At 49.4% G+C, this 24,943-nt stretch carries 22 protein-coding genes and 1 pseudogene; 13 read left to right on the top strand and 10 right to left on the bottom strand.

All coding sequences use genetic code 11. The features are described 5' to 3' along the window. Positions 1 to 97: 97 nt before the first annotated feature. The 7 genes and pseudogenes from iaaA to ACJHWT_RS13115 all read left to right on the top strand — a co-directional run bounded on the left by iaaA (position 98) and on the right by ACJHWT_RS13115 (position 10,193). Positions 98 to 1,063: a beta-aspartyl-peptidase gene (gene iaaA, locus ACJHWT_RS13145; protein ID WP_000513758.1), complete on the top strand. Its 966-nt coding sequence runs from the start codon at positions 98 to 100 to the stop codon at positions 1,061 to 1,063. Next, on the top strand, positions 1,050 to 2,921 hold the full coding sequence (gsiA, locus tag ACJHWT_RS13140) for a glutathione ABC transporter ATP-binding protein GsiA (protein WP_001317742.1): 1,872 nt from the start codon (positions 1,050 to 1,052) through the stop codon (positions 2,919 to 2,921). Before iaaA ends, gsiA begins: the two co-directional genes overlap by 14 nt. A gap of 19 nt (positions 2,922 to 2,940) precedes the next feature. Further along, entirely contained in the window at positions 2,941 to 4,479 is a 1,539-nt protein-coding gene (gene gsiB / locus ACJHWT_RS13135; RefSeq protein WP_000090164.1) for a glutathione ABC transporter substrate-binding protein GsiB, read from the top strand. A 17-nt stretch (positions 4,480 to 4,496) separates the two neighbouring features. Further along, positions 4,497 to 5,417 (top strand): glutathione ABC transporter permease GsiC, encoded by a 921-nt coding sequence (gene gsiC, locus ACJHWT_RS13130; protein ID WP_000936043.1) that lies wholly within the window; start codon positions 4,497 to 4,499, stop codon positions 5,415 to 5,417. Positions 5,418 to 5,419: 2 nt separating this feature from the next. Continuing rightward, a complete protein-coding gene (gsiD, locus tag ACJHWT_RS13125) occupies positions 5,420 to 6,331 on the top strand; it encodes a glutathione ABC transporter permease GsiD (RefSeq protein ID WP_001236044.1) in 912 nt (303 codons plus the stop codon). 177 nt (positions 6,332 to 6,508) lie between these two features. Further along, positions 6,509 to 8,857: pseudogene (locus tag ACJHWT_RS13120) on the top strand (EAL domain-containing protein). Positions 8,858 to 8,864: 7 nt separating this feature from the next. Further along, a complete protein-coding gene (locus ACJHWT_RS13115) occupies positions 8,865 to 10,193 on the top strand; it encodes a GGDEF domain-containing protein (protein ID WP_000086919.1) in 1,329 nt (442 codons plus the stop codon). A gap of 69 nt (positions 10,194 to 10,262) precedes the next feature. Here the strand turns inward: ACJHWT_RS13115 and ACJHWT_RS13110 are convergent, their stop codons facing one another. The 3 genes from ACJHWT_RS13110 to rimO form a co-directional block, all read right to left on the bottom strand. Next, complete coding sequence (locus ACJHWT_RS13110) at positions 10,263 to 10,592, bottom strand: helix-turn-helix domain-containing protein (protein WP_001280945.1); 330 nt, start codon at positions 10,590 to 10,592, stop codon at positions 10,263 to 10,265. Beyond that, positions 10,582 to 10,968, bottom strand: a complete 387-nt coding sequence (locus ACJHWT_RS13105; RefSeq protein ID WP_000539521.1) for a type II toxin-antitoxin system RelE/ParE family toxin — start codon at positions 10,966 to 10,968, stop codon at positions 10,582 to 10,584. The genes ACJHWT_RS13110 and ACJHWT_RS13105 overlap by 11 nt, the downstream gene beginning before the upstream one ends. Positions 10,969 to 11,193: 225 nt before the next feature. After that, complete coding sequence (gene rimO / locus ACJHWT_RS13100) at positions 11,194 to 12,519, bottom strand: 30S ribosomal protein S12 methylthiotransferase RimO (RefSeq protein ID WP_000049378.1); 1,326 nt, start codon at positions 12,517 to 12,519, stop codon at positions 11,194 to 11,196. 212 nt (positions 12,520 to 12,731) lie between these two features. Here rimO and bssR point away from each other — a divergent pair, with 212 nt between their 5' ends. Together bssR and yliI are read left to right on the top strand one after the other, a co-directional pair. After that, on the top strand, positions 12,732 to 13,115 hold the full coding sequence (gene bssR / locus ACJHWT_RS13095; RefSeq protein WP_000497137.1) for a biofilm formation regulator BssR: 384 nt from the start codon (positions 12,732 to 12,734) through the stop codon (positions 13,113 to 13,115). Positions 13,116 to 13,225: 110 nt separating this feature from the next. Then, positions 13,226 to 14,341 (top strand): aldose sugar dehydrogenase YliI, encoded by a 1,116-nt coding sequence (gene yliI, locus ACJHWT_RS13090; RefSeq protein ID WP_000555041.1) that lies wholly within the window; start codon positions 13,226 to 13,228, stop codon positions 14,339 to 14,341. Here the strand turns inward: yliI and gstB are convergent. Further along, on the bottom strand, positions 14,338 to 14,964 hold the full coding sequence (gene gstB, locus ACJHWT_RS13085) for a glutathione S-transferase GstB (protein ID WP_001295292.1): 627 nt from the start codon (positions 14,962 to 14,964) through the stop codon (positions 14,338 to 14,340). The two genes, yliI and gstB, sit on opposite strands and share 4 nt — an antisense overlap. Before the next feature lie 245 nt (positions 14,965 to 15,209). On the opposite strand from gstB, the gene dacC reads away from it, so the two are divergent. Continuing rightward, complete coding sequence (dacC, locus tag ACJHWT_RS13080) at positions 15,210 to 16,412, top strand: serine-type D-Ala-D-Ala carboxypeptidase (protein ID WP_001695604.1); 1,203 nt, start codon at positions 15,210 to 15,212, stop codon at positions 16,410 to 16,412. 46 nt (positions 16,413 to 16,458) lie between these two features. Here dacC and deoR read toward each other — a convergent pair whose 3' ends face one another. Both deoR and ybjG read right to left on the bottom strand, forming a co-directional pair. Beyond that, positions 16,459 to 17,217: a DNA-binding transcriptional repressor DeoR gene (gene deoR / locus ACJHWT_RS13075; protein ID WP_000450116.1), complete on the bottom strand. Its 759-nt coding sequence runs from the start codon at positions 17,215 to 17,217 to the stop codon at positions 16,459 to 16,461. Between the two features lie 57 nt (positions 17,218 to 17,274). After that, positions 17,275 to 17,871, bottom strand: a complete 597-nt coding sequence (gene ybjG, locus ACJHWT_RS13070; RefSeq protein ID WP_000892317.1) for an undecaprenyl-diphosphate phosphatase — start codon at positions 17,869 to 17,871, stop codon at positions 17,275 to 17,277. A gap of 284 nt (positions 17,872 to 18,155) precedes the next feature. On the opposite strand from ybjG, the gene mdfA reads away from it, so the two are divergent. Further along, complete coding sequence (gene mdfA, locus ACJHWT_RS13065; RefSeq protein ID WP_001317744.1) at positions 18,156 to 19,388, top strand: multidrug efflux MFS transporter MdfA; 1,233 nt, start codon at positions 18,156 to 18,158, stop codon at positions 19,386 to 19,388. A 40-nt stretch (positions 19,389 to 19,428) separates the two neighbouring features. Here the strand turns inward: mdfA and ybjH are convergent, their stop codons facing one another. The 3 genes from ybjH to ACJHWT_RS13050 all read right to left on the bottom strand — a co-directional run bounded on the left by ybjH (position 19,429) and on the right by ACJHWT_RS13050 (position 21,816). Continuing rightward, the gene (gene ybjH / locus ACJHWT_RS13060) at positions 19,429 to 19,707 is read right to left on the bottom strand and encodes a protein YbjH (RefSeq protein WP_000605472.1); all 279 of its coding nucleotides are present in this window, start codon (positions 19,705 to 19,707) and stop codon (positions 19,429 to 19,431) included. Between the two features lie 85 nt (positions 19,708 to 19,792). Then, complete coding sequence (gene ybjI, locus ACJHWT_RS13055) at positions 19,793 to 20,608, bottom strand: 5-amino-6-(5-phospho-D-ribitylamino)uracil phosphatase (protein ID WP_001317745.1); 816 nt, start codon at positions 20,606 to 20,608, stop codon at positions 19,793 to 19,795. Then, positions 20,608 to 21,816 (bottom strand): MFS transporter, encoded by a 1,209-nt coding sequence (locus ACJHWT_RS13050; protein WP_000217859.1) that lies wholly within the window; start codon positions 21,814 to 21,816, stop codon positions 20,608 to 20,610. The genes ybjI and ACJHWT_RS13050 overlap by 1 nt, the downstream gene beginning before the upstream one ends. 83 nt (positions 21,817 to 21,899) lie before the next feature. Here ACJHWT_RS13050 and rcdA point away from each other — a divergent pair, with 83 nt between their 5' ends. Continuing rightward, positions 21,900 to 22,436 carry a DNA-binding transcriptional regulator RcdA gene (gene rcdA / locus ACJHWT_RS13045; RefSeq protein ID WP_001295289.1) on the top strand — a complete coding sequence of 179 codons (537 nt, stop codon included), beginning with the start codon at positions 21,900 to 21,902 and terminating at the stop codon, positions 22,434 to 22,436. A gap of 174 nt (positions 22,437 to 22,610) precedes the next feature. Here the strand turns inward: rcdA and ACJHWT_RS13040 are convergent, their stop codons facing one another. Continuing rightward, positions 22,611 to 24,296, bottom strand: coding sequence for an aspartate:alanine antiporter (locus ACJHWT_RS13040; protein ID WP_001024868.1), 1,686 nt, complete (start codon positions 24,294 to 24,296; stop codon positions 22,611 to 22,613). 269 nt (positions 24,297 to 24,565) lie between these two features. Between ACJHWT_RS13040 and ACJHWT_RS13035 the strand changes: the two genes are divergently transcribed. Continuing rightward, positions 24,566 to 24,943 (top strand): inner membrane protein YbjM, encoded by a 378-nt coding sequence (locus tag ACJHWT_RS13035; RefSeq protein WP_000681104.1) that lies wholly within the window; start codon positions 24,566 to 24,568, stop codon positions 24,941 to 24,943.

Below are 24,943 nucleotides of genomic sequence, written 5' to 3'. Positions count from 1 at the left end.
ATATCCATCTTTCTATATTCAAAAATTGAATGAGTAATTCATAAAAATTCTGATATTTATAGCAAAAGTGGCGAGCCACCCTTAATGGACGAATACTATGGGCAAAGCAGTCATTGCAATTCATGGTGGCGCAGGTGCAATTAGCCGCGCGCAGATGAGTCTGCAACAGGAATTACGCTACATCGAGGCGTTGTCTGCCATTGTTGAAACCGGGCAGAAAATGCTGGAAGCGGGCGAAAGTGCGCTGGATGTGGTGACGGAAGCGGTGCGTCTGCTGGAAGAGTGTCCACTGTTTAACGCCGGAATTGGCGCTGTCTTTACGCGTGATGAAACCCATGAACTGGACGCCTGTGTGATGGATGGTAACACCCTGAAAGCCGGTGCGGTGGCGGGCGTTAGTCATCTGCGTAATCCGGTTCTTGCCGCCCGGCTGGTGATGGAGCAAAGCCCGCATGTGATGATGATTGGCGAAGGGGCAGAAAATTTTGCGTTTGCTCATGGCATGGAGCGCGTCTCGCCGGAGATTTTCTCCACGCCTTTGCGTTATGAACAACTACTGGCAGCGCGCGAGGAAGGGGCAATGGTTCTCGACCATAGCGGTGCGCCACTGGATGAAAAACAGAAAATGGGCACCGTGGGGGCCGTGGCGTTGGATTTAGACGGCAATCTGGCGGCAGCCACGTCCACGGGCGGAATGACCAATAAATTACCCGGACGAGTTGGCGATAGTCCCTTAGTGGGGGCCGGATGCTATGCCAATAACGCCAGTGTGGCGGTTTCCTGTACCGGTACGGGCGAAGTCTTCATCCGCGCGCTGGCGGCATATGATATCGCCGCGTTAATGGATTACGGCGGATTAAGTCTCGCGGAAGCCTGCGAGCGGGTAGTAATGGAAAAACTCCCTGCGCTTGGCGGTAGCGGTGGCTTAATCGCTATCGACCATGAAGGGAATGTCGCGCTACCGTTTAACACCGAAGGAATGTATCGCGCCTGGGGCTACGCAGGCGATACGCCAACCACCGGTATCTACCGTGAAAAAGGGGACACCGTTGCCACACAGTGATGAACTTGATGCCGGTGATGTGCTGGCGGTTGAAAATCTGAATATTGCCTTTATGCAGGAGCAGCACAAAATAGCTGCGGTCCGCAATCTCTCTTTTAGCCTGCAACGTGGTGAGACGCTGGCAATTGTTGGCGAATCCGGCTCCGGTAAGTCAGTGACTGCGCTGGCATTGATGCGCCTGTTGGAACAGGCGGGCGGTTTAGTGCAGTGCGATCAAATGCTGTTGCGGCGGCGCAGTCGTGAAGTGATTGAACTTAGCGAGCAGAGCGCTGCACAAATGCGCCATGTGCGCGGTGCGGATATGGCGATGATATTTCAGGAACCGATGACATCGCTGAACCCGGTATTTACTGTGGGTGAACAGATTGCCGAATCAATTCGTCTGCATCAGAACGCCAGTCGTGAAGAAGCGATGATCGAGGCGAAGCGGATGCTGGATCAGGTACGCATTCCGGAGGCACAAACCATCCTTTCACGTTATCCGCATCAACTCTCTGGCGGGATGCGCCAGCGAGTGATGATTGCGATGGCGCTGTCATGCCGCCCGGCGGTGCTGATTGCCGATGAGCCAACCACCGCGTTGGATGTCACTATTCAGGCGCAGATCCTGCAATTAATCAAAGTATTGCAAAAAGAGATGTCGATGGGCGTTATCTTTATCACTCACGATATGGGCGTGGTGGCAGAGATTGCCGATCGGGTACTGGTGATGTATCAGGGCGAGGCGGTGGAAACGGGTAGCGTCGAACAGATTTTTCATGCACCGCAACATCCTTATACCCGTGCGCTGTTAGCTGCTGTTCCGCAACTTGGTGCGATGAAAGGGTTAGATTATCCCCGACGTTTCCCATTGATATCGCTTGAACATCCAGCAAAACAGGAACCACCCATCGAGCAGAAAACGGTGGTGGATGGCGAACCTGTTTTACGGGTGCGTAATCTGGTCACCCGTTTCCCTTTGCGCAGCGGTTTGTTGAATCGCGTAACGCGGGAAGTGCATGCCGTTGAGAAAGTCAGTTTTGATCTCTGGCCTGGCGAAACGCTATCGCTGGTGGGCGAGTCTGGCAGCGGTAAATCCACTACCGGGCGGGCGTTGCTGCGCCTGGTCGAATCGCAGGGCGGCGAAATTATCTTTAACGGTCAGCGAATCGATACCTTGTCATCCGGTAAACTTCAGGCTTTGCGCCGGGATATTCAGTTTATTTTTCAGGACCCTTACGCTTCGCTGGACCCACGTCAGACCATCGGTGATTCGATTATCGAACCGCTGCGCGTACACGGTTTATTGCCAGGTAAAGAAGCGGCTGCACGCGTTGCGTGGTTGCTGGAGCGCGTGGGCCTGTTACCGGAACATGCCTGGCGTTACCCGCATGAGTTTTCCGGCGGTCAGCGCCAGCGCATCTGCATTGCTCGCGCGTTGGCATTGAATCCAAAAGTGATCATTGCCGACGAAGCCGTCTCGGCGCTGGATGTTTCTATTCGCGGGCAGATTATCAACTTGTTGCTCGATCTCCAGCGTGATTTCGGCATTGCGTATCTGTTTATCTCCCACGATATGGCCGTGGTAGAGCGGATTAGTCATCGTGTGGCGGTGATGTATCTCGGACAAATTGTTGAAATTGGTCCACGGCGCGCGGTCTTCGAAAACCCGAAGCATCCTTATACGCGTAAATTACTGGCGGCAGTTCCGGTCGCTGAACCGTCCCGACAACGACCGCAGCGTGTACTGCTGTCGGACGATCTTCCCAGCAATATTCATCTGCGTGGCGAAGAGGTTGCAGCCGTCTCGTTGCAATGCGTCGGGCCGGGGCATTACGTCGCACAACCACAATCAGAATACGCATTCATGCGTAGATAACATTCAGGCGGAGAATAAAATGGCAAGAGCTGTACACCGTAGTGGGTTAGTGGCGCTGGGCATTGCGACAGCGTTGATGGCATCTTGTGCATTCGCTGCCAAAGATGTGGTGGTGGCGGTAGGATCGAACTTCACCACGCTCGATCCATATGACGCGAATGACACGTTATCTCAGGCCGTAGCGAAATCGTTTTACCAGGGGCTGTTCGGTCTCGATAAAGAGATGAAACTGAAAAACGTGCTGGCGGAGAGTTATACCGTTTCCGATGACGGCCTTACTTACACCGTGAAACTGCGGGAAGGAATTAAATTCCAGGATGGCACCGATTTCAACGCAGCGGCGGTAAAAGCGAATCTGGACCGGGCCAGCGATCCGGCGAATCATCTTAAACGCTACAACCTGTATAAGAATATTGCCAAAACGGAGGCGATCGATCCGACAACGGTAAAGATTACTCTCAAACAGCCGTTCTCAGCGTTTATTAATATTCTTGCCCATCCGGCGACCGCGATGATTTCACCGGCAGCGCTGGAAAAATATGGCAAGGAGATTGGTTTTCATCCGGTGGGAACCGGGCCGTATGAACTGGATACCTGGAATCAGACCGATTTTGTGAAGGTGAAAAAATTCGCGGGTTACTGGCAGCCAGGATTGCCCAAACTGGACAGCATAACCTGGCGTCCGGTGGCGGATAACAACACCCGCGCGGCAATGTTGCAAACCGGTGAAGCGCAGTTTGCTTTCCCCATTCCCTACGAGCAGGCCACACTGCTGGAGAAAAACAAAAATATCGAGTTGATGGCCAGTCCGTCAATTATGCAGCGTTATATCAGTATGAACGTGACGCAAAAGCCATTCGATAACCCGAAGGTCCGTGAGGCGCTGAATTACGCCATTAACCGCCCGGCGCTGGTGAAAGTGGCCTTCGCGGGCTATGCAACGCCAGCTACTGGTGTGGTACCGCCGAGTATCGCCTACGCGCAAAGTTATAAACCGTGGCCTTACGATCCAGTGAAAGCGCGCGAATTACTGAAAGAGGCGGGATATCCCAACGGTTTCAGTACCACGCTGTGGTCGTCACATAACCACAGCACCGCGCAGAAAGTGCTGCAATTTACCCAGCAGCAGTTAGCGCAGGTCGGGATTAAAGCCCAGGTGACTGCGATGGATGCCGGACAGCGGGCGGCAGAAGTTGAAGGTAAAGGGCAAAAAGAGAGCGGCGTGCGGATGTTCTACACTGGCTGGTCGGCTTCAACCGGCGAAGCTGACTGGGCTCTATCGCCGCTGTTTGCCTCGCAGAACTGGCCACCGACGCTGTTTAATACCGCGTTTTACAGCAATAAACAGGTGGATGACTTCCTGGCTCAGGCACTGAAAACTAATGATCCGGCGGAAAAGACCCGCTTGTATAAGGCGGCGCAGGATATCATCTGGCAAGAGTCGCCGTGGATCCCGCTGGTGGTAGAAAAACTGGTGTCGGCACACAGTAAAAACCTGACCGGTTTTTGGATCATGCCAGACACCGGCTTCAGCTTTGAAGACGCGGATTTGCAATAAGCAACGCAGGGAGTGGAATGCTTAATTACGTTATCAAACGCTTACTGGGGTTGATTCCGACGCTGTTTATCGTCTCGGTGCTGGTGTTTTTATTTGTCCATATGCTGCCCGGCGATCCGGCGCGATTGATTGCCGGGCCTGAAGCTGATGCGCAGGTTATAGAACTGGTGCGTCAGCAGCTGGGGTTGGATCAGCCCCTGTATCACCAGTTCTGGCACTATATCAGCAATGCTGTGCAGGGGGATTTTGGCCTGTCGATGGTGTCGCGTCGTCCGGTTGCCGATGAGATTGCCAGCCGCTTTATGCCAACGCTGTGGCTGACCATAACCAGTATGGTCTGGGCGGTGATATTTGGTATGGCGGCGGGAATTATCGCCGCCGTCTGGCGTAATCGTTGGCCGGATCGATTGAGTATGACCATTGCGGTGTCGGGGATCTCGTTTCCGGCATTTGCTCTGGGGATGCTTTTAATTCAGGTATTCTCCGTTGAACTGGGCTGGCTGCCTACCGTGGGAGCAGACAGTTGGCAGCACTACATTTTACCCTCCCTGACGCTCGGCGCGGCAGTGGCAGCCGTGATGGCGCGCTTTACCCGCGCGTCGTTTGTCGATGTTTTAAGCGAAGATTATATGCGTACCGCGAGGGCGAAAGGGGTGAGCGAAACCTGGGTTGTCCTCAAACACGGGCTACGCAACGCGATGATCCCGGTAGTGACCATGATGGGCTTACAGTTTGGCTTCTTGCTCGGTGGTTCCATCGTGGTGGAGAAAGTTTTCAACTGGCCCGGACTTGGACGCTTACTCGTTGACTCCGTAGAAATGCGCGATTACCCGGTGATTCAGGCGGAAATTCTGCTTTTCTCGCTGGAATTTATTCTTATCAACTTAGTGGTGGATGTGCTTTACGCCGCCATTAACCCGGCTATCAGGTACAAGTAAGGATGCGACTATTTAACTGGCGACGTCAGGCGGTGTTAAACGCCATGCCACTGGTCAAACCTGACCAGGTACGTACACCGTGGCATGAATTCTGGCGACGATTTCGCCGTCAGCATATGGCGATGACCGCCGCATTGTTCGTTATTTTATTGATTGTGGTGGCTATTTTTGCACGCTGGATCGCTCCCTATGACGCCGAAAATTATTTTGATTATGACAATCTGAATAACGGACCTTCTTTGCAGCACTGGTTTGGCGTCGATTCACTGGGGCGTGACATTTTCAGCCGTGTCCTGGTTGGTGCGCAAATCTCGCTGGCGGCGGGCGTGTTTGCCGTGTTTATCGGTGCGGCGATCGGGACGTTGCTGGGCTTGTTGGCTGGATATTATGAAGGCTGGTGGGATCGGCTGATCATGCGCATTTGCGATGTGCTGTTTGCCTTTCCGGGTATTTTACTGGCGATCGCTGTTGTTGCGGTGTTGGGAAGCGGCATTGCTAACGTGATTATCGCAGTCGCCATTTTTTCCATCCCCGCCTTTGCCCGCCTGGTGCGCGGCAACACGCTGGTGTTGAAACAGCAAACCTTTATTGAGTCAGCACGCAGTATTGGTGCCAGCGATATGACCATTTTATTGCGTCATATCTTGCCTGGGACCGTCTCGTCTATCGTGGTGTTTTTCACCATGCGCATTGGCACCTCGATTATCTCTGCCGCCAGCCTGTCATTTCTCGGCCTCGGTGCGCAGCCGCCGACACCAGAGTGGGGAGCAATGCTCAATGAGGCACGAGCGGATATGGTTATCGCGCCGCATGTCGCTGTTTTTCCGGCCCTGGCTATTTTTCTGACCGTACTGGCGTTCAATTTGTTGGGCGATGGTTTACGCGATGCGCTGGATCCGAAAATTAAAGGATAGTTACGTTTGAATATTGCTTGAAAGGGTAATCACCTCACAGGAAATTATTGCCCTAAGCAAGTGTTGTAACTTTCTGCTGATTTTGTAGAATCGGGTAATTTGGTTAAAAAGCCGCAGCAAGGGACTGTTTTTGCAGTGGCACAGCGTTCAGACAGTTATTTTGTTAAATGTATTAACATGCTGAGTTTATACGAAAAGATAAAGATAAGGCTGATAATTTTATTTTTATTGGCAGCACTGTCATTTATTGGCCTTTTTTTCATCATTAACTATCAACTGGTATCGGAACGCGCGGTAAAACGTGCCGATAGCCGCTTTGAACTTATTCAGAAAAACGTTGGCTATTTCTTTAAAGATATTGAACGCTCGGCCCTGACATTAAAGGACTCACTGTATTTATTAAAAAATACAGAGGAGATTCAACGCGCTGTGATCCTGAAAATGGAAATGATGCCATTTTTAGACTCGGTGGGACTGGTACTTGATGATAATAAATATTATCTCTTTTCGCGGAGGGCGAATGATAAAATCGTTGTTTATCATCAGGAAGAAGTAAATGGACCGCTTGTCGACGAGTCAGGGCGGGTTATTTTTGCCGATTTTAATCCATCGAAACGACCATGGTCGGTGGCTTCAGATGACTCTAACAACAGCTGGAATCCGGCATACAATTGCTTTGATCGTCCGGGTAAAAAATGTATCTCTTTTACGCTACGCATCAACGGCAAAGATCATGATTTGTTAGCAGTAGATAAAATTCATGTCGATTTAAACTGGCGATATCTGAACGAGTATCTTGATCAAATCAGCGCTAATGATGAAGTTCTATTTTTGAAACAAGGCCATGAGATCATTGCCAAGAATCAACTCGCGCGTGAAAAACTGATTATTTATAATAGCGAAGGTAATTATAATATTATTGATTCTGTCGATACTGAATATATCGAAAAAACATCAGTAGTGCCAAACAACGCATTATTCGAAATATAGTTTTATTATCCTGGCGGTAATTTATTGAACGCATCAGATAAACTTTTTTATCTGCCGTTTGCGTTCATTATTATCGTATTGTTGGTGGTTTATTTAATGACCACTCGTGTGTTCCGTCGGCAATTTTCTGAAATGACCGAGCTGGTTAATACGCTGGCGTTTTTGCCCGACTCAACGGATCAGATCGAGGCTCTGAAAATTCGCGAAGGCGATGCGAAAGAGATTATCAGCATCAAAAATTCGATCGCGGAAATGAAAGATGCCGAAATTGAACGGTCAAATAAATTGCTCTCACTGATCTCTTACGATCAGGAAAGCGGTTTTATTAAAAATATGGCGATTATTGAGTCCAACAATACTCAGTATCTGGCTGTGGGGATCATCAAACTGTGTGGTCTGGAAGCTGTGGAAGCGGTGTTTGGTGTTGATGAACGCAATAAAATCGTCAGGAAATTGTGTCAGCGAATTGCCGAGAAATATGCGCAATGCTGCGATATCGTGACATTTAATGCCGATCTCTATTTACTCCTGTGCCGGGAAAATGTACAGACGTTTACCCGTAAGATAGCGACGGTAAACGATTTTGACAGCAGTTTTGGCTACCGCAATCTGCGCATCCATAAGTCTGCTATTTGTGAACCTTTGCAGGGGGAAAACGCCTGGAGTTACGCAGAAAAGCTGAAACTGGCGATTTCCAGTATCCGCAACCATATGTTCTCAGAGTTTATTTTCTGTGATGATGCGAAACTCAACGAAATAGAAGAGAATATCTGGATTGCGCGTAATATTCGCCATGCAATGGAAATTGGCGAACTATTCCTCGTCTATCAACCGATCGTTGATATTAACACCCGCGCCATTCTGGGCGCGGAGGCGTTGTGCCGTTGGGTGTCTGCGGAGCGGGGGATCATTTCACCGCTGAAGTTCATTACCATTGCTGAAGATATCGGGTTTATCAATGAGCTGGGTTATCAGATTATTAAAACGGCAATGGGTGAATTCAGACATTTTAGTCAGCGTGCATCGCTGAAGGATGATTTCTTACTGCATATTAATGTTTCGCCCTGGCAGTTAAACGAACCACACTTTCATGAGCGTTTTACCACCATCATGGAAGAAAATGGCCTGAAGGCGAACAGCCTCTGTGTTGAGATCACTGAAACCGTGATCGAGCGAATTAATGAACATTTTTATCTCAATATTGAACAACTGCGTAAACAAGGGGTACGGATATCGATTGATGACTTTGGCACCGGTTTGTCAAACCTGAAACGTTTTTATGAAATTAATCCAGATAGCATAAAAGTGGACTCACAATTTACCGGCGATATTTTCGGTACTGCGGGAAAAATTGTGCGCATTATTTTCGATCTGGCACGCTATAACCGGATCCCGGTGATTGCGGAAGGCGTAGAGAGCGAAGACGTTGCGCGCGAATTAATCAAATTAGGATGTGTTCAGGCTCAGGGGTATCTGTACCAGAAACCCATGCCATTCTCCGCCTGGGATAAAAGTGGAAAATTAGTAAAAGAGTAGTTTACGTATGTCCAGAATCAATAAGTTCGTACTTACAGTCAGTCTGCTGATTTTTATCATGATTTCAGCAGTTGCCTGCGGGATCTACACTCAAATGGTAAAGGAACGGGTGTATAGCCTGAAACAGTCCGTTATTGATACTGCTTTTGCGGTGGCAAATATTGCTGAATATCGGCGTAGCGTGGCAATTGATCTTATCAACACGCTAAATCCCACGGAGGAACAGCTGTTGGTTGGCTTACGCACAGCTTACGCCGACTCGGTTTCACCCTCTTATTTGTACGATGTCGGTCCTTATCTGATTTCCAGTGACGAATGTATTCAGGTAAAGGAGTTCGAGAAAAATTATTGTGCAGATATTATGCAGGTTGTGAAGTATCGACATGTCAAAAATACAGGGTTTATCTCTTTTGATGGTAAAACCTTCGTCTATTACCTCTATCCGGTAACTCACAATCGTAGTCTGATATTTTTGCTTGGTCTGGAACGTTTTTCTTTACTGTCAAAATCGCTGGCGATGGATAGCGAGAACCTGATGTTCTCCCTGTTCAAGAACGGTAAATCGGTGACCGGTGATGAATATAACGCTAAAAACGCCATCTTCACTGTTTCGGAAGCGATGGAGCACTTCGCCTATTTGCCGACCGGGTTGTACGTATTTGCTTATAAAAAAGACGTTTATTTTCAGGTATGTACATTGATTATTTTCTTTGCCGCATTGGTGGCAGTGATATCGGGTGCCAGTTGCCTCTATCTGGTACGCAGAGTGATTAATCGTGGTATTGTGGAGAAAGAAGCCATTATTAATAACCATTTTGAACGCGTACTGGATGGCGGGCTTTTCTTTTCGGCTGCCGATGTCAAAAAACTCTACAGTATGTATAACTCGGCATTCCTGGACGATCTGACCAAAGCGATGGGCAGAAAATCCTTTGACGAAGATTTAAAAGCGCTGCCGGAAAAAGGCGGTTATTTGTGCCTGTTTGACGTCGATAAATTCAAAAACATTAACGACACCTTCGGTCATTTGCTGGGCGATGAAGTGTTGATGAAAGTGGTGAAAATCCTTAAATCACAGATCCCGGTAGATAAAGGTAAAGTCTACCGCTTCGGCGGTGACGAATTTGCGGTGATTTATACGGGGGGAACGCTGGAAGAGTTGCTATCGATTCTAAAAGAAATTGTTCATTTCCAGGTGGGAAGCATTAATTTAAGCACCAGTATCGGTGTAGCGCATTCAAATGAATGTACTACCGTCGAACGCTTGAAAATGCTGGCGGATGAGCGGCTGTATAAGAGTAAGAAAAACGGCAGGGCACAGATTAGCTGGCAGTAGAATTAGAATAGTGTTAGTACCCCTTAATCAAGGGGTACTAATGAATGTGGTAAATCATTTGCAAACATTTTACTTTGCAAAAACTTCCGGCCCTTTTATTGCCAATGTATTCAAAATACGTAATGCCGGGCCGCTCGGTTTTATTTCATTACGTTCCCATTTCGAGACACTTTCTTTTGACATTCCCATTGTATGTGCCAGCACGGATTGTGACATGCCGTATCGGGTGCGGATGGCTTTGATCTCTTCACCCGTCATTGATTTGACTTTGGCTATACGGGCGCTGACTTCACGAGCTTTGACCATGACGGCAATGGCATCAACTTCACTATCAGACATCAGGCCCAGTGCATTCAGTTCCTTTGCATCTTCCAGCATCATTTGTAATTTATCGCTCATTTTTCACCTCAATCAAAAAGCCAGTTTCGATCAAATCCTCTATTTGCTTATTGCTAAAGGCCAGAAATGCATTTGCCATTTTTTTGTAGGCCGCCAGTTCATCATCTTCGATTTCTTTGGTTCCTTTACTGCTTAGACCACTCTTGGACCAACCATCATAAAAAAACACATGATTTGCTGATTTAAAAAAGATAATTGTTCTGGCTCCACCACTCTTTCCTTGTTGGAGGGGTAAACGTTTTTTGATGACACCGCTACCTAAATCAGCCTCCCATATGCCCTGCATCACTTCTTCAGCGGCAGCCATGAGAACTTTATCGTGAATACCAAGTTTTTTCGTGCTTTGGCTGAATCGTCTTGCCTTATACACACCCATACATCCATCCTTGTGGTAATGTTTACTATAGTAACCATTACGCTTATTTCAAGTAATTGCGATCAAAACTTTAATTTGGTGTGAAAAAGTGAGAGTTGCCTCGAGTACGATTCATTTTTCTCGATTTATGCGTCAGGGGATTTTGTGCGTAAGGGTAGGACATCGGGAAGGGTAGCAGAGGCAGATCGAAGAACAATATCCTTGTTAGATCTGCCTTAAGATTAATTAAACCCGGCTACCCCACAAATCGTACTCATCGGCGTGCTCGACTTTCACACGCAGGATATCACCCGGCTTAACGTTGGTTTCACCATTGAGATAAACCGCGCCGTCGATTTCCGGTGCATCTGCCATGCTGCGACCAATCGCGCCTTCTTCGTCCACTTCGTCGATAATCACCAGAATTTCACGGCCCACTTTCTCTTGCAGGCGCTCGGCGGAAATTTGCTGCTGCAACTGCATGAAACGGTTCCAGCGTTCTTCTTTCACTTCTTCCGGAACCTGGTCAGGCAGGGCATTGGCGTCTGCACCTTCAACCGGGCTGTATTTAAAGCAGCCAACGCGATCCAGACGTGCTTCTTTCAGGAAGTCGAGTAGCATCTGGAAATCTTCTTCCGTCTCGCCAGGGAAGCCAACAATAAAGGTTGAGCGTAGGGTCAGTTCCGGGCAGATTTTGCGCCACTGTTTGATGCGCGCCAGTTGGCGATCTACAGAACCCGGACGTTTCATCAGTTTGAGAATGCGCGGGCTGGCGTGCTGCAACGGAATGTCCAGATACGGCAGGATTTTGCCCTCTGCCATCAGTGGGATGACGTCGTCCACATGCGGATAAGGGTAAACGTAGTGCAGACGTGTCCAGATCCCCAGTTTCGATAACTGTTCGCACAGGCTGACCATGCTGGTTTTTACCGGCTCGCCGTTGTGGAAGCCAGTACGATGTTTAACATCGACGCCATAGGCGGAAGTATCCTGCGAGATCACCAGAATCTCTTTAACGCCCGCATCAACCAGACGTTTCGCTTCACTTAACACTTCGCCAATCGGACGGCTCACCAGGTCGCCGCGCATAGACGGAATAATGCAGAAGGTGCAGCGGTGATTACAGCCTTCAGAAATTTTCAGATAGGCATAATGACGCGGCGTCAGTTTCACGCCTTGTTCTGGCACCAGGCTCAGGAATGGGTTGTGTTTCGGTTTTGGCACGTAGTGATGAACGTGCTCCAGAACCTGCTCATAGCTATGAGGCCCGGTGATTTCCAGCACTTTCGGGTGGACTTCGCGGATCTGATCTTCTTTTGCCCCCAGACAACCGGTCACAATTACCTTGCCGTTTTCATTCAACGCTTCACCAATGGCTTCCAGTGATTCTTGTACCGCGCTGTCAATAAAGCCGCAGGTGTTGACGATCACCATGTCCGCATCGTCATAGCTCGGTACCACGTCATAACCTTCAGTGCGTAGTTCGGTGAGAATACGCTCTGAATCGACAAGGTTTTTCGGACAGCCAAGGGAAACAAAGCCGATTTTCGGCTGGGGAGTTACTTTGCTCATAGCTTAAAAAATATTCAGTTACAGGAAAGGTCAGGGCAGGGATTCTACAGAGTTCTGGATAAAATTTGTATCGCAATCTCATTCGCTGGCGGAGGCGAAGGAAATGTAAATTTTGTTAATTCGGCGTGAAGAATTGATCCTGGACAGCATTTTGCTCAAAAAATAGCCATACTATTTAATTGCAATAAGGCTGGAAAGAGGAGGATCGAAGTATGTTCGTTGACAGACAGCGAATCGATCTGCTGAACCGGTTGATCGACGCACGCGTTGACCTCGCCGCATACGTGCAACTGAGGAAGGCAAAAGGATACATGTCCGTCAGCGAAAGCAATCATCTACGAGATAACTTTTTTAAACTGAATCGCGAACTGCACGATAAATCGCTGCGGTTGAATCTTCATCTGGATCAGGAAGAGTGGAGTGCTCTTCATCATGCTGAAGAAGCATTAGCGACAGCCGCAGTATGTTTGATGAGTGGGCACCATGATTGCCCGACTGTTATTACCGTCAACGCCGATAAGCTTGAAAATTGTCTGATGAGCTTAACGCTGAGTATCCAGAGCCTGCAGAAGCACGCCATGCTTGAGAAGGCCTGAAAACTAAGGGGGAGAAAGCGTCTCCCCCTTCATGTTTAAGTTTTTGTAAAAATAAATTTGTTATCTCCTCCACTGACTACGCTTTAAGCCAGAGTCAATCCGGAGGCGTTATGCATCGACAATCCTTTTTCCTTGTGCCCCTTATTTGTCTTTCTTCCGCTCTCTGGGCGGCTCCTGCAACGGTAAATGTCGAAGTACTGCAGGACAAACTCGACCATCCCTGGGCGCTGGCCTTTTTACCCGACAATCACGGTATGTTAATCACTCTGCGCGGCGGCGAGTTGCGTCACTGGCAAGCAGGAAAAGGATTATCTGCGCCGCTTTCCGGAGTGCCGGACGTTTGGGCGCACGGGCAGGGCGGCCTGCTGGACGTGGTTTTAGCGCCCGATTTTGCTCAGTCGCGCCGCATCTGGTTAAGTTATTCCGAAGTTGGCGATGATGGCAAAGCCGGAACTGCTGTGGGTTATGGCCGCTTAAGTGATGATCTCTCAAAAGTGACCGACTTCCGCACCGTCTTTCGTCAGATGCCAAAACTGTCTACCGGCAACCATTTTGGCGGGCGGATGGTATTTGACGGTAAAGGTTATCTTTTTATTGCTCTGGGCGAAAACAATCAGCGCCCGACGGCGCAGGATCTGGATAAATTACAGGGCAAACTGGTGCGACTGACCGACCTGGGAGAAATCCCGGATGATAATCCTTTTATAAAGGAATCTGGTGTGCGCGCCGAGATCTGGTCTTATGGCATTCGTAATCCGCAAGGAATGGCGATGAATCCGTGGAGTAATGCACTATGGCTGAATGAACATGGCCCGCGCGGTGGCGATGAAATTAATATCCCGCAAAAAGGCAAAAACTACGGCTGGCCGCTGGCAACCTGGGGAATCAACTATTCAGGCTTTAAGATACCGGAGGCGAAAGGGGAGATCGTCGCCGGGACCGAGCAACCTGTTTTTTACTGGAAAGATTCGCCCGCCGTGAGCGGCATGGCCTTCTATAACAGCGACAAATTCCCCCAGTGGCAGCAAAAATTATTTATTGGCGCGCTGAAAGATAAAGATGTCATTGTGATGAGCGTCAACGGCGACAAAGTGACAGAAGATGGCCGTATTTTAACGGACAGAGGGCAGCGAATTCGTGATGTTCGCACTGGACCCGACGGTTATTTATACGTTCTCACCGACGAGTCCAGTGGGGAATTACTTAAAGTTAGCCCACGCAATTAGCTAACGGGAATCATCACCACTTTGCGCACTGCGGGGCGTTCAGTGAGTTGCTGATACCAGCGTTGCAGATTTGGACGCGGTGTCCAGGTCAGGCCAACGTTAAACAAATTGTAGATGAACGGTGCGATAGCGATATCGCCCACACCAAACTCGTCGCCTGAGAACCATTTTACTTTTGCCAGTTCCGCATCGAGCAGGGCAAACAGGGCGTCGCACTCTTTGCAACTGGCATCAATGGCGGCCTGATCGCGCTCTTCCGGTGGTGTTCTGACTAATCCCATCAGGATCCCGCGATGAGCATTACTGAGCGTCTGGTTTGCCCAGTCCATCCATTTTTCGGCTTCCGCACGACGTGCCGGTGAGTCGATCCACAGGCGTTTTTGCCCGTACTGTGCCGCCAGATAGCGGACAATGGCGTTTGATTCCCAAAGAATGAGATCACTTTCGTCGTCACGCAACAACGGCACCAGCCCGTTAGGGTTCATCGCCAGAAAATCAGCATCGTGATTTATCCCAAACTCACGGCCCGCGAGAATTTGCTCATAAGGTAGTTCCAGTTCTTCGAGCGTCAGCAATACTTTTTTTACGTTGGTTGAATTATTCCGACCCCACAGCGTAATCATACTCACCCCTTTTCCGACAGGCAGCCACGGCTGAACAGGACTCCGATGGTGAAGTAAAGTTAACTTTTAAGCAACAGCTGGCAAAAAAATGACACCAGAAGCAGCGAAGCGGCAGGATATTGCATAAACTTTAAAAACTTTACCAACTTACGGTTTCTTTAAGTTTGTGTGTGCGTTATTAATCACCGAACTTATCATACGGCGATATAACGTATTTTTTTTGAATGGATACTCGGGTGGCATTTATGACGCAATACTCCTCTCTCCTTCGTGGTCTTGCAGCGTGTTCTGCATTTTTATTCCTTTTTGCCCCAACGGCATTCGCGGCGGAACAAACCGTTGAAGCGCCGAGCGTGGATGCGCGTGCATGGATTTTAATGGATTACGCCAGCGGTAAAGTGCTGGCAGAAGGCAATGCGGATGAAAAACTGGACCCCGCGAGCCTGACTAAAATCATGACCAGCTATGTGGTTGGGCAGGCGCTTAAGGCCGATAAGATTAAACTCACCGATATGGTGACGGTCGGTAAAGATGCCTGGGCGACGGGAAATCCGGCACTGCGTGGTTCATCGGTAATGTTCCTCAAACCGGGCGATCAGGTTTCGGTGGCAGACTTGAACAAAGGTGTGATTATCCAGTCCGGTAATGACGCCTGTATTGCGCTGGCTGATTACGTTGCCGGGAGCCAGGAGTCATTTATTGGTCTGATGAATGGTTATGCCAAAAAACTGGGTCTGACCAACACTACCTTCCAGACGGTGCACGGTCTGGATGCGCCGGGGCAGTTCAGTACCGCGCGCGATATGGCATTGCTGGGTAAAGCATTGATCCACGATGTGCCGGAAGAGTATGCCATTCATAAAGAGAAAGAGTTCACCTTCAACAAAATTCGACAGCCTAACCGTAACCGTCTGCTGTGGAGCAGCAATCTGAATGTTGATGGCATGAAGACAGGAACCACGGCAGGCGCGGGATATAATCTGGTTGCTTCGGCTACCCAGGGCGATATGCGTTTGATCTCCGTAGTACTGGGTGCGAAAACTGACCGTATCCGTTTTAATGAGTCTGAGAAATTATTGACCTGGGGTTTCCGCTTCTTTGAAACCGTGACGCCAATTAAACCTGATGCCACCTTTGTGACTCAGCGCGTCTGGTTTGGTGATAAGAGCGAAGTGAATCTCGGGGCAGGCGAAGCGGGCTCAGTGACCATACCGCGTGGGCAGCTGAAAAACCTGAAAGCGAGCTACACGTTAACGGAACCGCAGCTTACCGCACCGCTGAAAAAAGGTCAGGTTGTCGGGACCATTGATTTCCAGCTTAACGGTCAATCCATTGAGCAGCGTCCGCTGATCGTGATGGAAAATGTGGAAGAGGGCGGATTCTTTGGTCGGATGTGGGATTTCGTTATGATGAAATTCCATCAGTGGTTCGGCAGCTGGTTCTCTTAATCTTCTGATAACCGGATGGCGCGAAACGTCATCCGGTTATACGTCATTAATACATCAACTTAATACGCTGCGTCTGAGCGTACTTCACATACTCATCTTCCGGGCAACAATCGCTCACCACAATATCAAAGCGTTTCAGGTCACCCATGCGCGCCGGACGCACCTTACCAAATTTACTGTGGTCGACAACCAGCACATGCTTTTGCGCCATCGACATGGCCCAGTGTTTTACCGGCAACTCTTCAAGATTAAAGCAGGTAGCGCCTTTACTGACATGCACGCCCGCAGCGGAATAAAAAGCGATATCCGGGCAAAAATTATTCAGCGTTTGCTGAAAATCGATGGGTTTGAAAATGGCGTTGCTGGCGTGAAATTCACCACCGCAAAGAAACGCGCGGCAATGGGGTTTCTCTTTCAGCGCCAGAAAAGTATTTAGCGAATAACAAACGGCGGTAAAAGGGATTTCATTATCAATTGCTTCAATAATCCACGGCGTGGTGGTGCCACAGTCAAAAAAGAGGGTCTGATCGGGTTCTATCAGCGTCGCAGCCAGTTTTGCCGCCCGGCGTTTTTCTTCCACCAGGCGGGATTTTTGATCGCTTAACAGGTAATGGCTGGCGCTGCGTGGTTCCAGAACAATATAGCCGCCGAGCAAAACGACGGGCGCACTGTGGTTGTTCAGATCGCGACGAATCGTCATCTCCGAAACCCCAAGCAGGGCGGCGGCGTCTTTAAGATGTAACTTATCACTGCGTTTTAATTCTTGCAGCAGCTGCCCGATACGCTCTTCGCGACGTGTTTCCATAATCCCTCTGAATAGTTATTGAAGCGAGCCGCTCAATACTACACTTTTTAGCAGAGATCAGTCACGCACCCAGCCTTTGCGGATCGGTAATGCAAAACAGAAGCGATACCACGATTGCAGACGTTGATAGAGTTTATGCCCCATCGCTTGCCAGATAATCTGGGCGCTAAGGCAGCCAATCATACCTGCCAGCAATCCACCGAGCATATCCAGCGGCCAGTGGACGCCAAGATAAACGCGCGACCAGGCAATGACGACGGCCAGCACCATTAAAAGTGAGCCGGACCACAGGCGATGCCAGCATAAAAATGCCAGTGCAAAGGTGAAAATCACCGTACCGTGATCGCTCGGGAATGAGTCATCCGCCGCATGATGCAGGAAGTTATAGCCGATATTTTCGACAAAGGGTCGGTCGTGCGGAAAAAGATGTCCCATCGTCCAGGACACAAACAGGCTGACCGCCAGCGCGATAGCGATTTTTATCACCAGTTGCCGTTGTGCTGTAAGCCCCCACAACCAAAGTACTGCGGCCAGCAACGGCACCACGGTAATCAAATCTTTAGCAATAAAAATCGCCAACGAGATCATCCACGGCGCAGAGTCTGGCGTTGCGTTAATAAGAGAGAATAGAGAGAGATTCAAATTTTCCAGCATAACTTCCCGACGCAAAGTGATTAAAAGGGAGCCAATACAGGCAAGTCGTTGAGAATAAAGTGCAGGTTAAACTGGGTAAAGCGGCATCGTCTTATTTCCCTCAAGCGGCCTGTTTACGGTAGGTGATTGTAACGGGCAAAGGTTAAATAAAACTTAAAGAAAGCGTAGCTATACTCGCAATAATGTAAGAATGTGCTTAACCGTGGTTTCAGCTACAAAATTCGCTTTCTCGTTAGCTGCGCTTTTATTAAACTTTGCGCGATTATTATTGGCGAAGAAATTGCATGCAAAATAAATTAGCTTCCGGTGTCAGGCTTGGACGTCAGGCGTTACTTTTCCCTCTCTGTCTGGTGCTTTACGAATTTTCAACCTATATCGGCAACGATATGATTCAACCCGGTATGTTGGCCGTGGTGGAACAATATCAGGCGGGCATTGATTGGGTTCCTACTTCGATGACTGCGTATCTGGCGGGCGGGATGTTTTTACAATGGCTCCTGGGGCCGTTGTCGGATCGTATTGGCCGCCGTCCGGTGATGCTGGCGGGAGTGGTGTGGTTTATCGTCACCTGTCTGGCAATATTACTGGCACAAAACATTGAACAATTCACCCTGTTGCGCTTCTTGCAGGGCATAAGCCTCTGTTTCATTGGCGCTGTGGGATACGCCGCAATTCAGGAATCCTTCGAAGAGGCGGTTTGTATCAAGATCACCGCGCTAATGGCGAACGTGGCGCTGATTGCTCCACTACTTGGTCCGCTGGTGGGCGCGGCGTGGATCCATGTGCTGCCCTGGGAAGGGATGTTTGTCTTGTTTGCCGCATTGGCAGCGATCTCCTTTTTCGGTCTGCAACGAGCTATGCCTGAAACCGCCACGCGTATAGGCGAGAAACTGTCGCTGAAAGAACTCGGTCGTGACTATAAGCTGGTGCTGAAGAACGGCCGCTTTGTGGCGGGGGCGCTGGCGCTGGGATTCGTTAGCCTGCCGTTGTTGGCGTGGATCGCCCAGTCGCCGATTATCATTATTACCGGTGAGCAGTTGAGCAGCTATGAATATGGCTTGCTGCAAGTGCCTATTTTCGGGGCGTTAATTGCGGGTAACTTGCTGCTAGCGCGTCTGACCTCGCGCCGCACCGTACGTTCGCTGATTATTATGGGCGGATGGCCGATTATGATTGGTCTGTTGGTCGCTGCTGCGGCAACGGTTATCTCATCGCACGCGTATTTATGGATGACCGCCGGGTTAAGTCTTTATGCTTTCGGCATTGGTCTGGCGAATGCGGGACTGGTGCGATTAACCCTGTTTGCCAGCGATATGAGTAAAGGTACGGTTTCTGCGGCGATGGGAATGCTGCAAATGCTGATCTTTACCGTCGGTATTGAAATCAGCAAACATGCCTGGCTGAACGGGGGCAACGGACTGTTTAATCTCTTCAACCTTGTCAACGGAATTTTGTGGCTGTCGCTGATGGTTATCTTTTTAAAAGATAAACAGATGGGAAATTCTCACGAAGGGTAAAAAAAAGCCTGATTGCTTTGTGCGATCAGGCATTCTCGAATTAATGGTGATGGTCGTCAATCTGGTGTTCGATAACCATCCCTTCACCTACGCTGGCAAGATGGCGAACATAAGGATGCGGGCGGTAAGCCGGAGCAGGAGCCGTATAGACGGTTTGCGGCACAGTCGCGACGCTGACCGCTTGTGGAACGCTGACTGAATCAGGAACCACAACCACTTTGTATCCACTCGGCACATCGACGGTGACATTTTGCGCCATCGCCACACCAGTAAAGCCCATTAAAAGCGCGCCCAACAGTAGACAATTTTTCATAATCATTTCGCCTGAAATAATGCAGCGGGTTAATTTCCGCGAATTATGCAGCCTTCATTCAGGCATTGTGTTGCCGGGCGTGCTGCCGTTTTTATTGGTTAAATGGCGCTTCGTGTTTAAGCACTTTATCGATCACATCCAGTACGCCTTCACGGTTATTGGAGCCTGCCCGGTATTTTGCCGCTGCGACGACCGCGCTGCCGGCATTTTCCATTGCAAAACTAAAGCCTGCCTGACGCAGCATCTCAATATCGTTACCGCCATCGCCAAAGACCACCACTTCGCTGTCGTCTATTCCCCATAATTTCTGCAGTTGGCGAAGGCCATTGGCTTTATGTACGCCGGGGATAATCAGATCGATGCTGCCGTTGCCGGTGTGGACCGGCACCATAATATCGCCGATGGCCTCATGTAATGCTTTTTGTACTTGTGGAATCAGTTCATCGGAAAGATTCAGACCAAACTTAAAGAAGATATCATCTAAGTTGTCAAAGTTATCGACGTATTCCAGACGGTGATAATACATTTCCGCCACCGTTTTCGTGGCATCGTCATATTTTTTGAGGGTATAGGCGCTATTTTTTCCGCAGGCAATAATTTCCACTTCCGGGCGCGTCAACAAATGTTCCACGACAGTAGCAAACGCATCCTTCGACAGCTCGCCATTAAAAACATCTTTGCCTTCGCTCACTACCCAGCCGCCGTTTTCAGCCACAAAGGCTATTTCATTAGCAATTTCCGGAAAGAAAGAGATCAACTGATAATATTGATTCCCGCTGGCGACCACAAAGCGAATGCCTTGTGCTTTCATTTGCTGATACTGAGCCATAAACCGCTCACGGTTATAGGTTTTTTGATCGCTTAAGAAAGTACCATCCATGTCTACCGCAATTAATTTAATGCTCATCAACTATTCTCCATCGCCGTCTGCGTTTTGGTATCGGGTTTGGCGACGGCTTTCGCGACAATAGCCGCGAGAATAACCAGCGCCAGTACAACCAGCATTGCACTACGTAATCCATAATGTTCGCCGAGATAGCCCAGCAGTGGCGGCCCGACGAGGAAAGCCAGATAACCGGTCGTAGCTACCACGCTGACGCGGGTTGGTGCATCGGGGCCGGTATCGCTGGCGGCAGAAATGGTCAGCGGGAAGCCCAACGAGGCACCCAGTCCCCAAAGTACAACAGACACCCCAGCAACCCAGGCGCTATCGACAAAAATAATCAGCCCAATACCCAACGCCCCCATTAGTGCACTGGCCCGAACCACGGCAACGCGACTGTAACGGTCAATGAACCAACCGCCGGTAAAGCGTCCAACGGTCATCCCCAGGGTAAAACCGGCATAAATCAGCGAGCCGGAAGTAGGGCTAAAACCGTGACCGTCAACCATTAATAAGGGTAACCAGTCGTTGGCAGAACCTTCGGCAAAGGCCATCGCCAGCACTACAACACCAATCAGCAGCAACTGGATATCGCGATAAAAAGGTACGCCTTTTTCACCATGCTGGGTGCCATCGGCAGCATTTTTGCCCGTACCATCAGGGATTGCCTGAATGGCGATATAAATAGGCGCGATGCCTACCAGCGCCGCCAATAAAATGTGCACCGTTGCCGGAACGCCAAAGGCCGTTAGTGCCATCCCGACACCAGCGCCTGCCAGCGTGCCCAGGCTATAAAAACCGTGCATCATCGGCAAAACCGTCTTATTCATTTCTCGCTCAACGGCAGCACCTTCAACGTTTATCGCCACTTCCGCAGAACCAAAACTTGCCCCAAAGACGCCGAGACCAACCGCGAAGAGCAGGGGCGATGTCAGCCAGAGTGCCAGACTTAGTATCATCATCCCGATCAATGCGCAGGACATCGTGACCAGGATGACATTACGCGTCCCAAAGCGTTTCACTAACCACGCCGAGCAGAGAATACCGCTCATTGAACCGATCGACAGACCAAAGAGGACTCCGCCCATTTCAGCGATCGAAACAGAAAGAATATCGCGGATAGCAGGCGTACGGGTTGCCCAGGACGCCATTAACAGGCCTGGCAAAAAGAAGAACATAAACAGCGCCCAGGTTCGGCGTTTCAATGCATTACGTGAAGAATTTACGGTCATAGATCACGTCAAAATAAGAAGAGGGAAGACAACATTAGCAAGGTTGTGTACATTTGTACACAATTGCAGAGAGAGGAAATGACATGCGTCGCGCTAACGATCCGCAACGGCGAGAAAAAATTATCCAGGCCACGCTGGAGGCGGTGAAACTTTATGGAATACATGCTGTTACGCACCGCAAAATTGCTACCCTTGCCGGGGTACCGTTGGGGTCGATGACCTACTATTTTTCAGGAATTGATGAGTTGTTGCTGGAGGCGTTCAGCAGTTTTACTGAGATCATGTCCCGGCAATATCAGGCATTTTTTAGCGATGTTAGTGATGCTCCGGGCGCATGCCAGGCGATCACCGATATGATTTACAGCTCACAGGTTGCAACGCCGGATAACATGGAGCTGATGTACCAGCTCTACGCGCTGGCTAGCCGAAAACCGCTATTAAAAACGGTAATGCAAAACTGGATGCAGCGCAGTCAGCAAACGCTCGAACAATGGTTTGAACCCGGAACCGCCCGCGCGCTTGATGCGTTTATTGAGGGGATGACGCTGCATTTTGTCACCGACCGTAAGCCGCTATCGCGCGAGGAGATTTTGAGGATGGTTGAGAGGGTTGCAGGGTAGTAGATAAATTTTAGGCAACAAAAAACCCACCAACCTTGAACCGAAATGGCGGGGTTGATGGGCTCCACAAAATGGGGACATCAAAGAAAAGCAGTGGCACTAATTAAGACTGATGCCCTGCGGAAAAGTTCTGCGGTTGTGCAAAAAAATTTCATTTTCAGGGCAACTTCAGTTTTATCCTAATCCTGGCCATACCATGACGATGATTGTCCCTGCCAGCGTCAGCAGGACGTTGGCGATTGCGTAAGTGCCCGCATAGCCCAGTGCCGGGATATTACTGCGAGCTGTATCACTGATGATCTCCATTGCCGGCGCGCAGGTGCGTGCGCCCATCATTGCGCCGAACAACAGTGCGCGGTTCATTCGCAATACATAAGCACCGAACAAGAAGCAGATAACCACTGGCACCAGACTGACAATCAATCCGGCAATCAACATCTGACCGCCAATCGCGCCCAGGCCGTTATTAATACCGCTACCAGCGCTCAGACCAACGCCTGCCATAAACACCATCAAGCCGAACTCCTTCACCATGCTTAATGCACCCTGCGGAATGTAACCGAAGGTCGGGTGGTTAGCACGCATAAAGCCCAGCATAATTCCGGCGAATAACAACCCGGCAGCGTTCCCCATACCGAAACTGAATGTGCTGAACTGGAAGGTGATCATCCCGATCATCAGCCCAATAACAAAGAAGGCGCAGAATGCCAGCAAGTCAGTGACCTGGCTGTGAATCGAGATAAAGCCGATGCGATCGGCGATGGTTTTTACCCGGCGGGCATCGCCGCTGACTTGTAAAACGTCACCTTTGTTAAGCACGACGTTGTCATCAATCGGCATCTCAATCTGGCTACGTATGACGCGGTTAAGGAAGCAACCGTGATCGGTCAACTTCAGTTGTGCCAGGCGTTTGCCAACAGCGTTATGGTTTTTAACGACCACTTCTTCAGTGACGATACGCATGTCGAGAAGGTCACGATCGAAAACTTCTTTGCCATTACGGAAACTGGGATCGAGTCGGGCGTGGGCGTCAGGATAGCCTACCAACGCTATTTCATCGCCCATTTGTAGTACGGCATCACCGTCTGGATTTGCCAGAATCCCGTTACGCCGAATACGTTCAATGTAACAGCCAGTTTGTCGATAAATACCCAGTTCACGCAGATTTTTGCCGTCGGTCCAGGCTACCAGCTCCGGGCCGACGCGGTAGGCGCGGATCACCGGCAAATAAACCTTACGGTTGGCATCTGTGTCCAGGCCACGTTCGCGGGCGATTTGCTGGGCGCTGGTCTGTAAGTCCTGATGCTGCAATTTCGGCAAGTAACGCGCACCAACAATCAAACTCACCAGGCCGATTAAATAGGTTAAGGCATACCCGAGGCTCAGATTATCCAGTGCCAATGAGAGCTGCTTGCTTTCCATGCCGGAATGACGCAGTGTATCGCCAGCACCGACCAGAACCGGTGTTGACGTCATAGAGCCTGCTAACATACCGGCCGTCAGGCCAATATCCCAGCCAAACAGCTTACCTAACCCTAAGGCGATGACCAGCGCACTGCCAACCATCACCAGTGCTAACATTAGGTAATTTTTCCCATCGCGAAAAAAAATGGAAAAAAAGTTCGGTCCGGCTTCGACCCCGACGCAGAAAATAAACAGCATAAAGCCAAGATTAAGCGCGTCGGTGTTAATGCTGAAATGTTGTTGGCCTAATAACAGCGATACGACTAAAACGCCAATGGAATTACCCAGTTGGATCGAACCAAGTCGTAATTTCCCGAGACATAGCCCAAGCGCGAGGACCACAAATAATAACAGAATGTAATTCCCATTTAACAATTCGGCGACGTTTATATTCACGGAGGCTAACTTCTTGTTTACTAGTAAGCTGTTGAAAGAAATGGTAATTTACGATAATGTTTTTTACCAGAATTCAGGGCGCAGATTCATTCAGCGCACCTAAACGATAGTAAAGTAACAATATATTTTACTAGTGTAATCACATTAGGTATCAACGGCTATATGAATTGCGTTGGCCTATATTAGCATGGAATGCGAAGCGGCTTTATCTTACTGAACGCCACACTGGCGAAAAATGTGTTCGATAGACGCAGTGTCAGGAGGAACGAGTGAAACATAAACAACGTTGGGCGGGGGCAATCTGCTGTTTTGTCCTCTTCATTGTGGTGTGTCTTTTTCTGGCGACGCACATGAAAGGCGCTTTTCGGGCTGCCGGGCATCCTGAAATCGGTTTGCTATTTTTCATTCTTCCTGGTGCAGTTGCCAGCTTCTTTTCACATCGTAGAGAAGTCCTGAAACCTCTGTTTGGTGCAATGCTGGCGGCACCCTGTTCGATGCTCATTATGCGGCTGTTTTTTTCACCGACGCGCTCATTCTGGCAAGAGCTGGCATGGTTATTAAGTGCGGTGTTCTGGTGTGCGCTGGGGGCATTGTGTTTCTTATTTATCAGTAGTTTGTTTAAACCACAGCACAGAAAAAATCAATAA

Origin of the sequence: Escherichia sp. WS338 (assembly GCF_046486405.1) — a bacterium.
In the GTDB taxonomy this organism is placed as follows: Bacteria; Pseudomonadota; Gammaproteobacteria; order Enterobacterales; family Enterobacteriaceae; genus Escherichia; species Escherichia coli.
Note: the sequence above shows the minus strand (reverse complement) of the source record. Positions and strands in the feature narration are given on the sequence as shown.

Bases quoted from the DNA above. Each gene is read 5' to 3' on its own strand.
- deoR (WP_000450116.1), bottom strand. From the start codon at position 17,217: ATGGAAACACGTCGCGAAGAGCGTATCGGGCAGCTGCTGCAAGAATTA.
- ACJHWT_RS13115 (WP_000086919.1), top strand. From the start codon at position 8,865: ATGTCCAGAATCAATAAGTTCGTACTTACAGTCAGTCTGCTGATTTTT.
- mdfA (WP_001317744.1), top strand. From the start codon at position 18,156: ATGCAAAATAAATTAGCTTCCGGTGTCAGGCTTGGACGTCAGGCGTTA.
- yliI (WP_000555041.1), top strand. From the start codon at position 13,226: ATGCATCGACAATCCTTTTTCCTTGTGCCCCTTATTTGTCTTTCTTCC.
- gsiD (WP_001236044.1), top strand. From the start codon at position 5,420: ATGCGACTATTTAACTGGCGACGTCAGGCGGTGTTAAACGCCATGCCA.
- ACJHWT_RS13105 (WP_000539521.1), bottom strand. From the start codon at position 10,968: ATGGGTGTGTATAAGGCAAGACGATTCAGCCAAAGCACGAAAAAACTT.
- dacC (WP_001695604.1), top strand. From the start codon at position 15,210: ATGACGCAATACTCCTCTCTCCTTCGTGGTCTTGCAGCGTGTTCTGCA.
- iaaA (WP_000513758.1), top strand. From the start codon at position 98: ATGGGCAAAGCAGTCATTGCAATTCATGGTGGCGCAGGTGCAATTAGC.
- gsiB (WP_000090164.1), top strand. From the start codon at position 2,941: ATGGCAAGAGCTGTACACCGTAGTGGGTTAGTGGCGCTGGGCATTGCG.
- gsiC (WP_000936043.1), top strand. From the start codon at position 4,497: ATGCTTAATTACGTTATCAAACGCTTACTGGGGTTGATTCCGACGCTG.
- bssR (WP_000497137.1), top strand. From the start codon at position 12,732: ATGTTCGTTGACAGACAGCGAATCGATCTGCTGAACCGGTTGATCGAC.
- ybjI (WP_001317745.1), bottom strand. From the start codon at position 20,608: ATGAGCATTAAATTAATTGCGGTAGACATGGATGGTACTTTCTTAAGC.
- ybjH (WP_000605472.1), bottom strand. From the start codon at position 19,707: ATGATTATGAAAAATTGTCTACTGTTGGGCGCGCTTTTAATGGGCTTT.
- ACJHWT_RS13110 (WP_001280945.1), bottom strand. From the start codon at position 10,592: ATGAGCGATAAATTACAAATGATGCTGGAAGATGCAAAGGAACTGAAT.
- gstB (WP_001295292.1), bottom strand. From the start codon at position 14,964: ATGATTACGCTGTGGGGTCGGAATAATTCAACCAACGTAAAAAAAGTA.
- ACJHWT_RS13050 (WP_000217859.1), bottom strand. From the start codon at position 21,816: ATGACCGTAAATTCTTCACGTAATGCATTGAAACGCCGAACCTGGGCG.
- rimO (WP_000049378.1), bottom strand. From the start codon at position 12,519: ATGAGCAAAGTAACTCCCCAGCCGAAAATCGGCTTTGTTTCCCTTGGC.
- ybjG (WP_000892317.1), bottom strand. From the start codon at position 17,871: ATGCTGGAAAATTTGAATCTCTCTCTATTCTCTCTTATTAACGCAACG.
- rcdA (WP_001295289.1), top strand. From the start codon at position 21,900: ATGCGTCGCGCTAACGATCCGCAACGGCGAGAAAAAATTATCCAGGCC.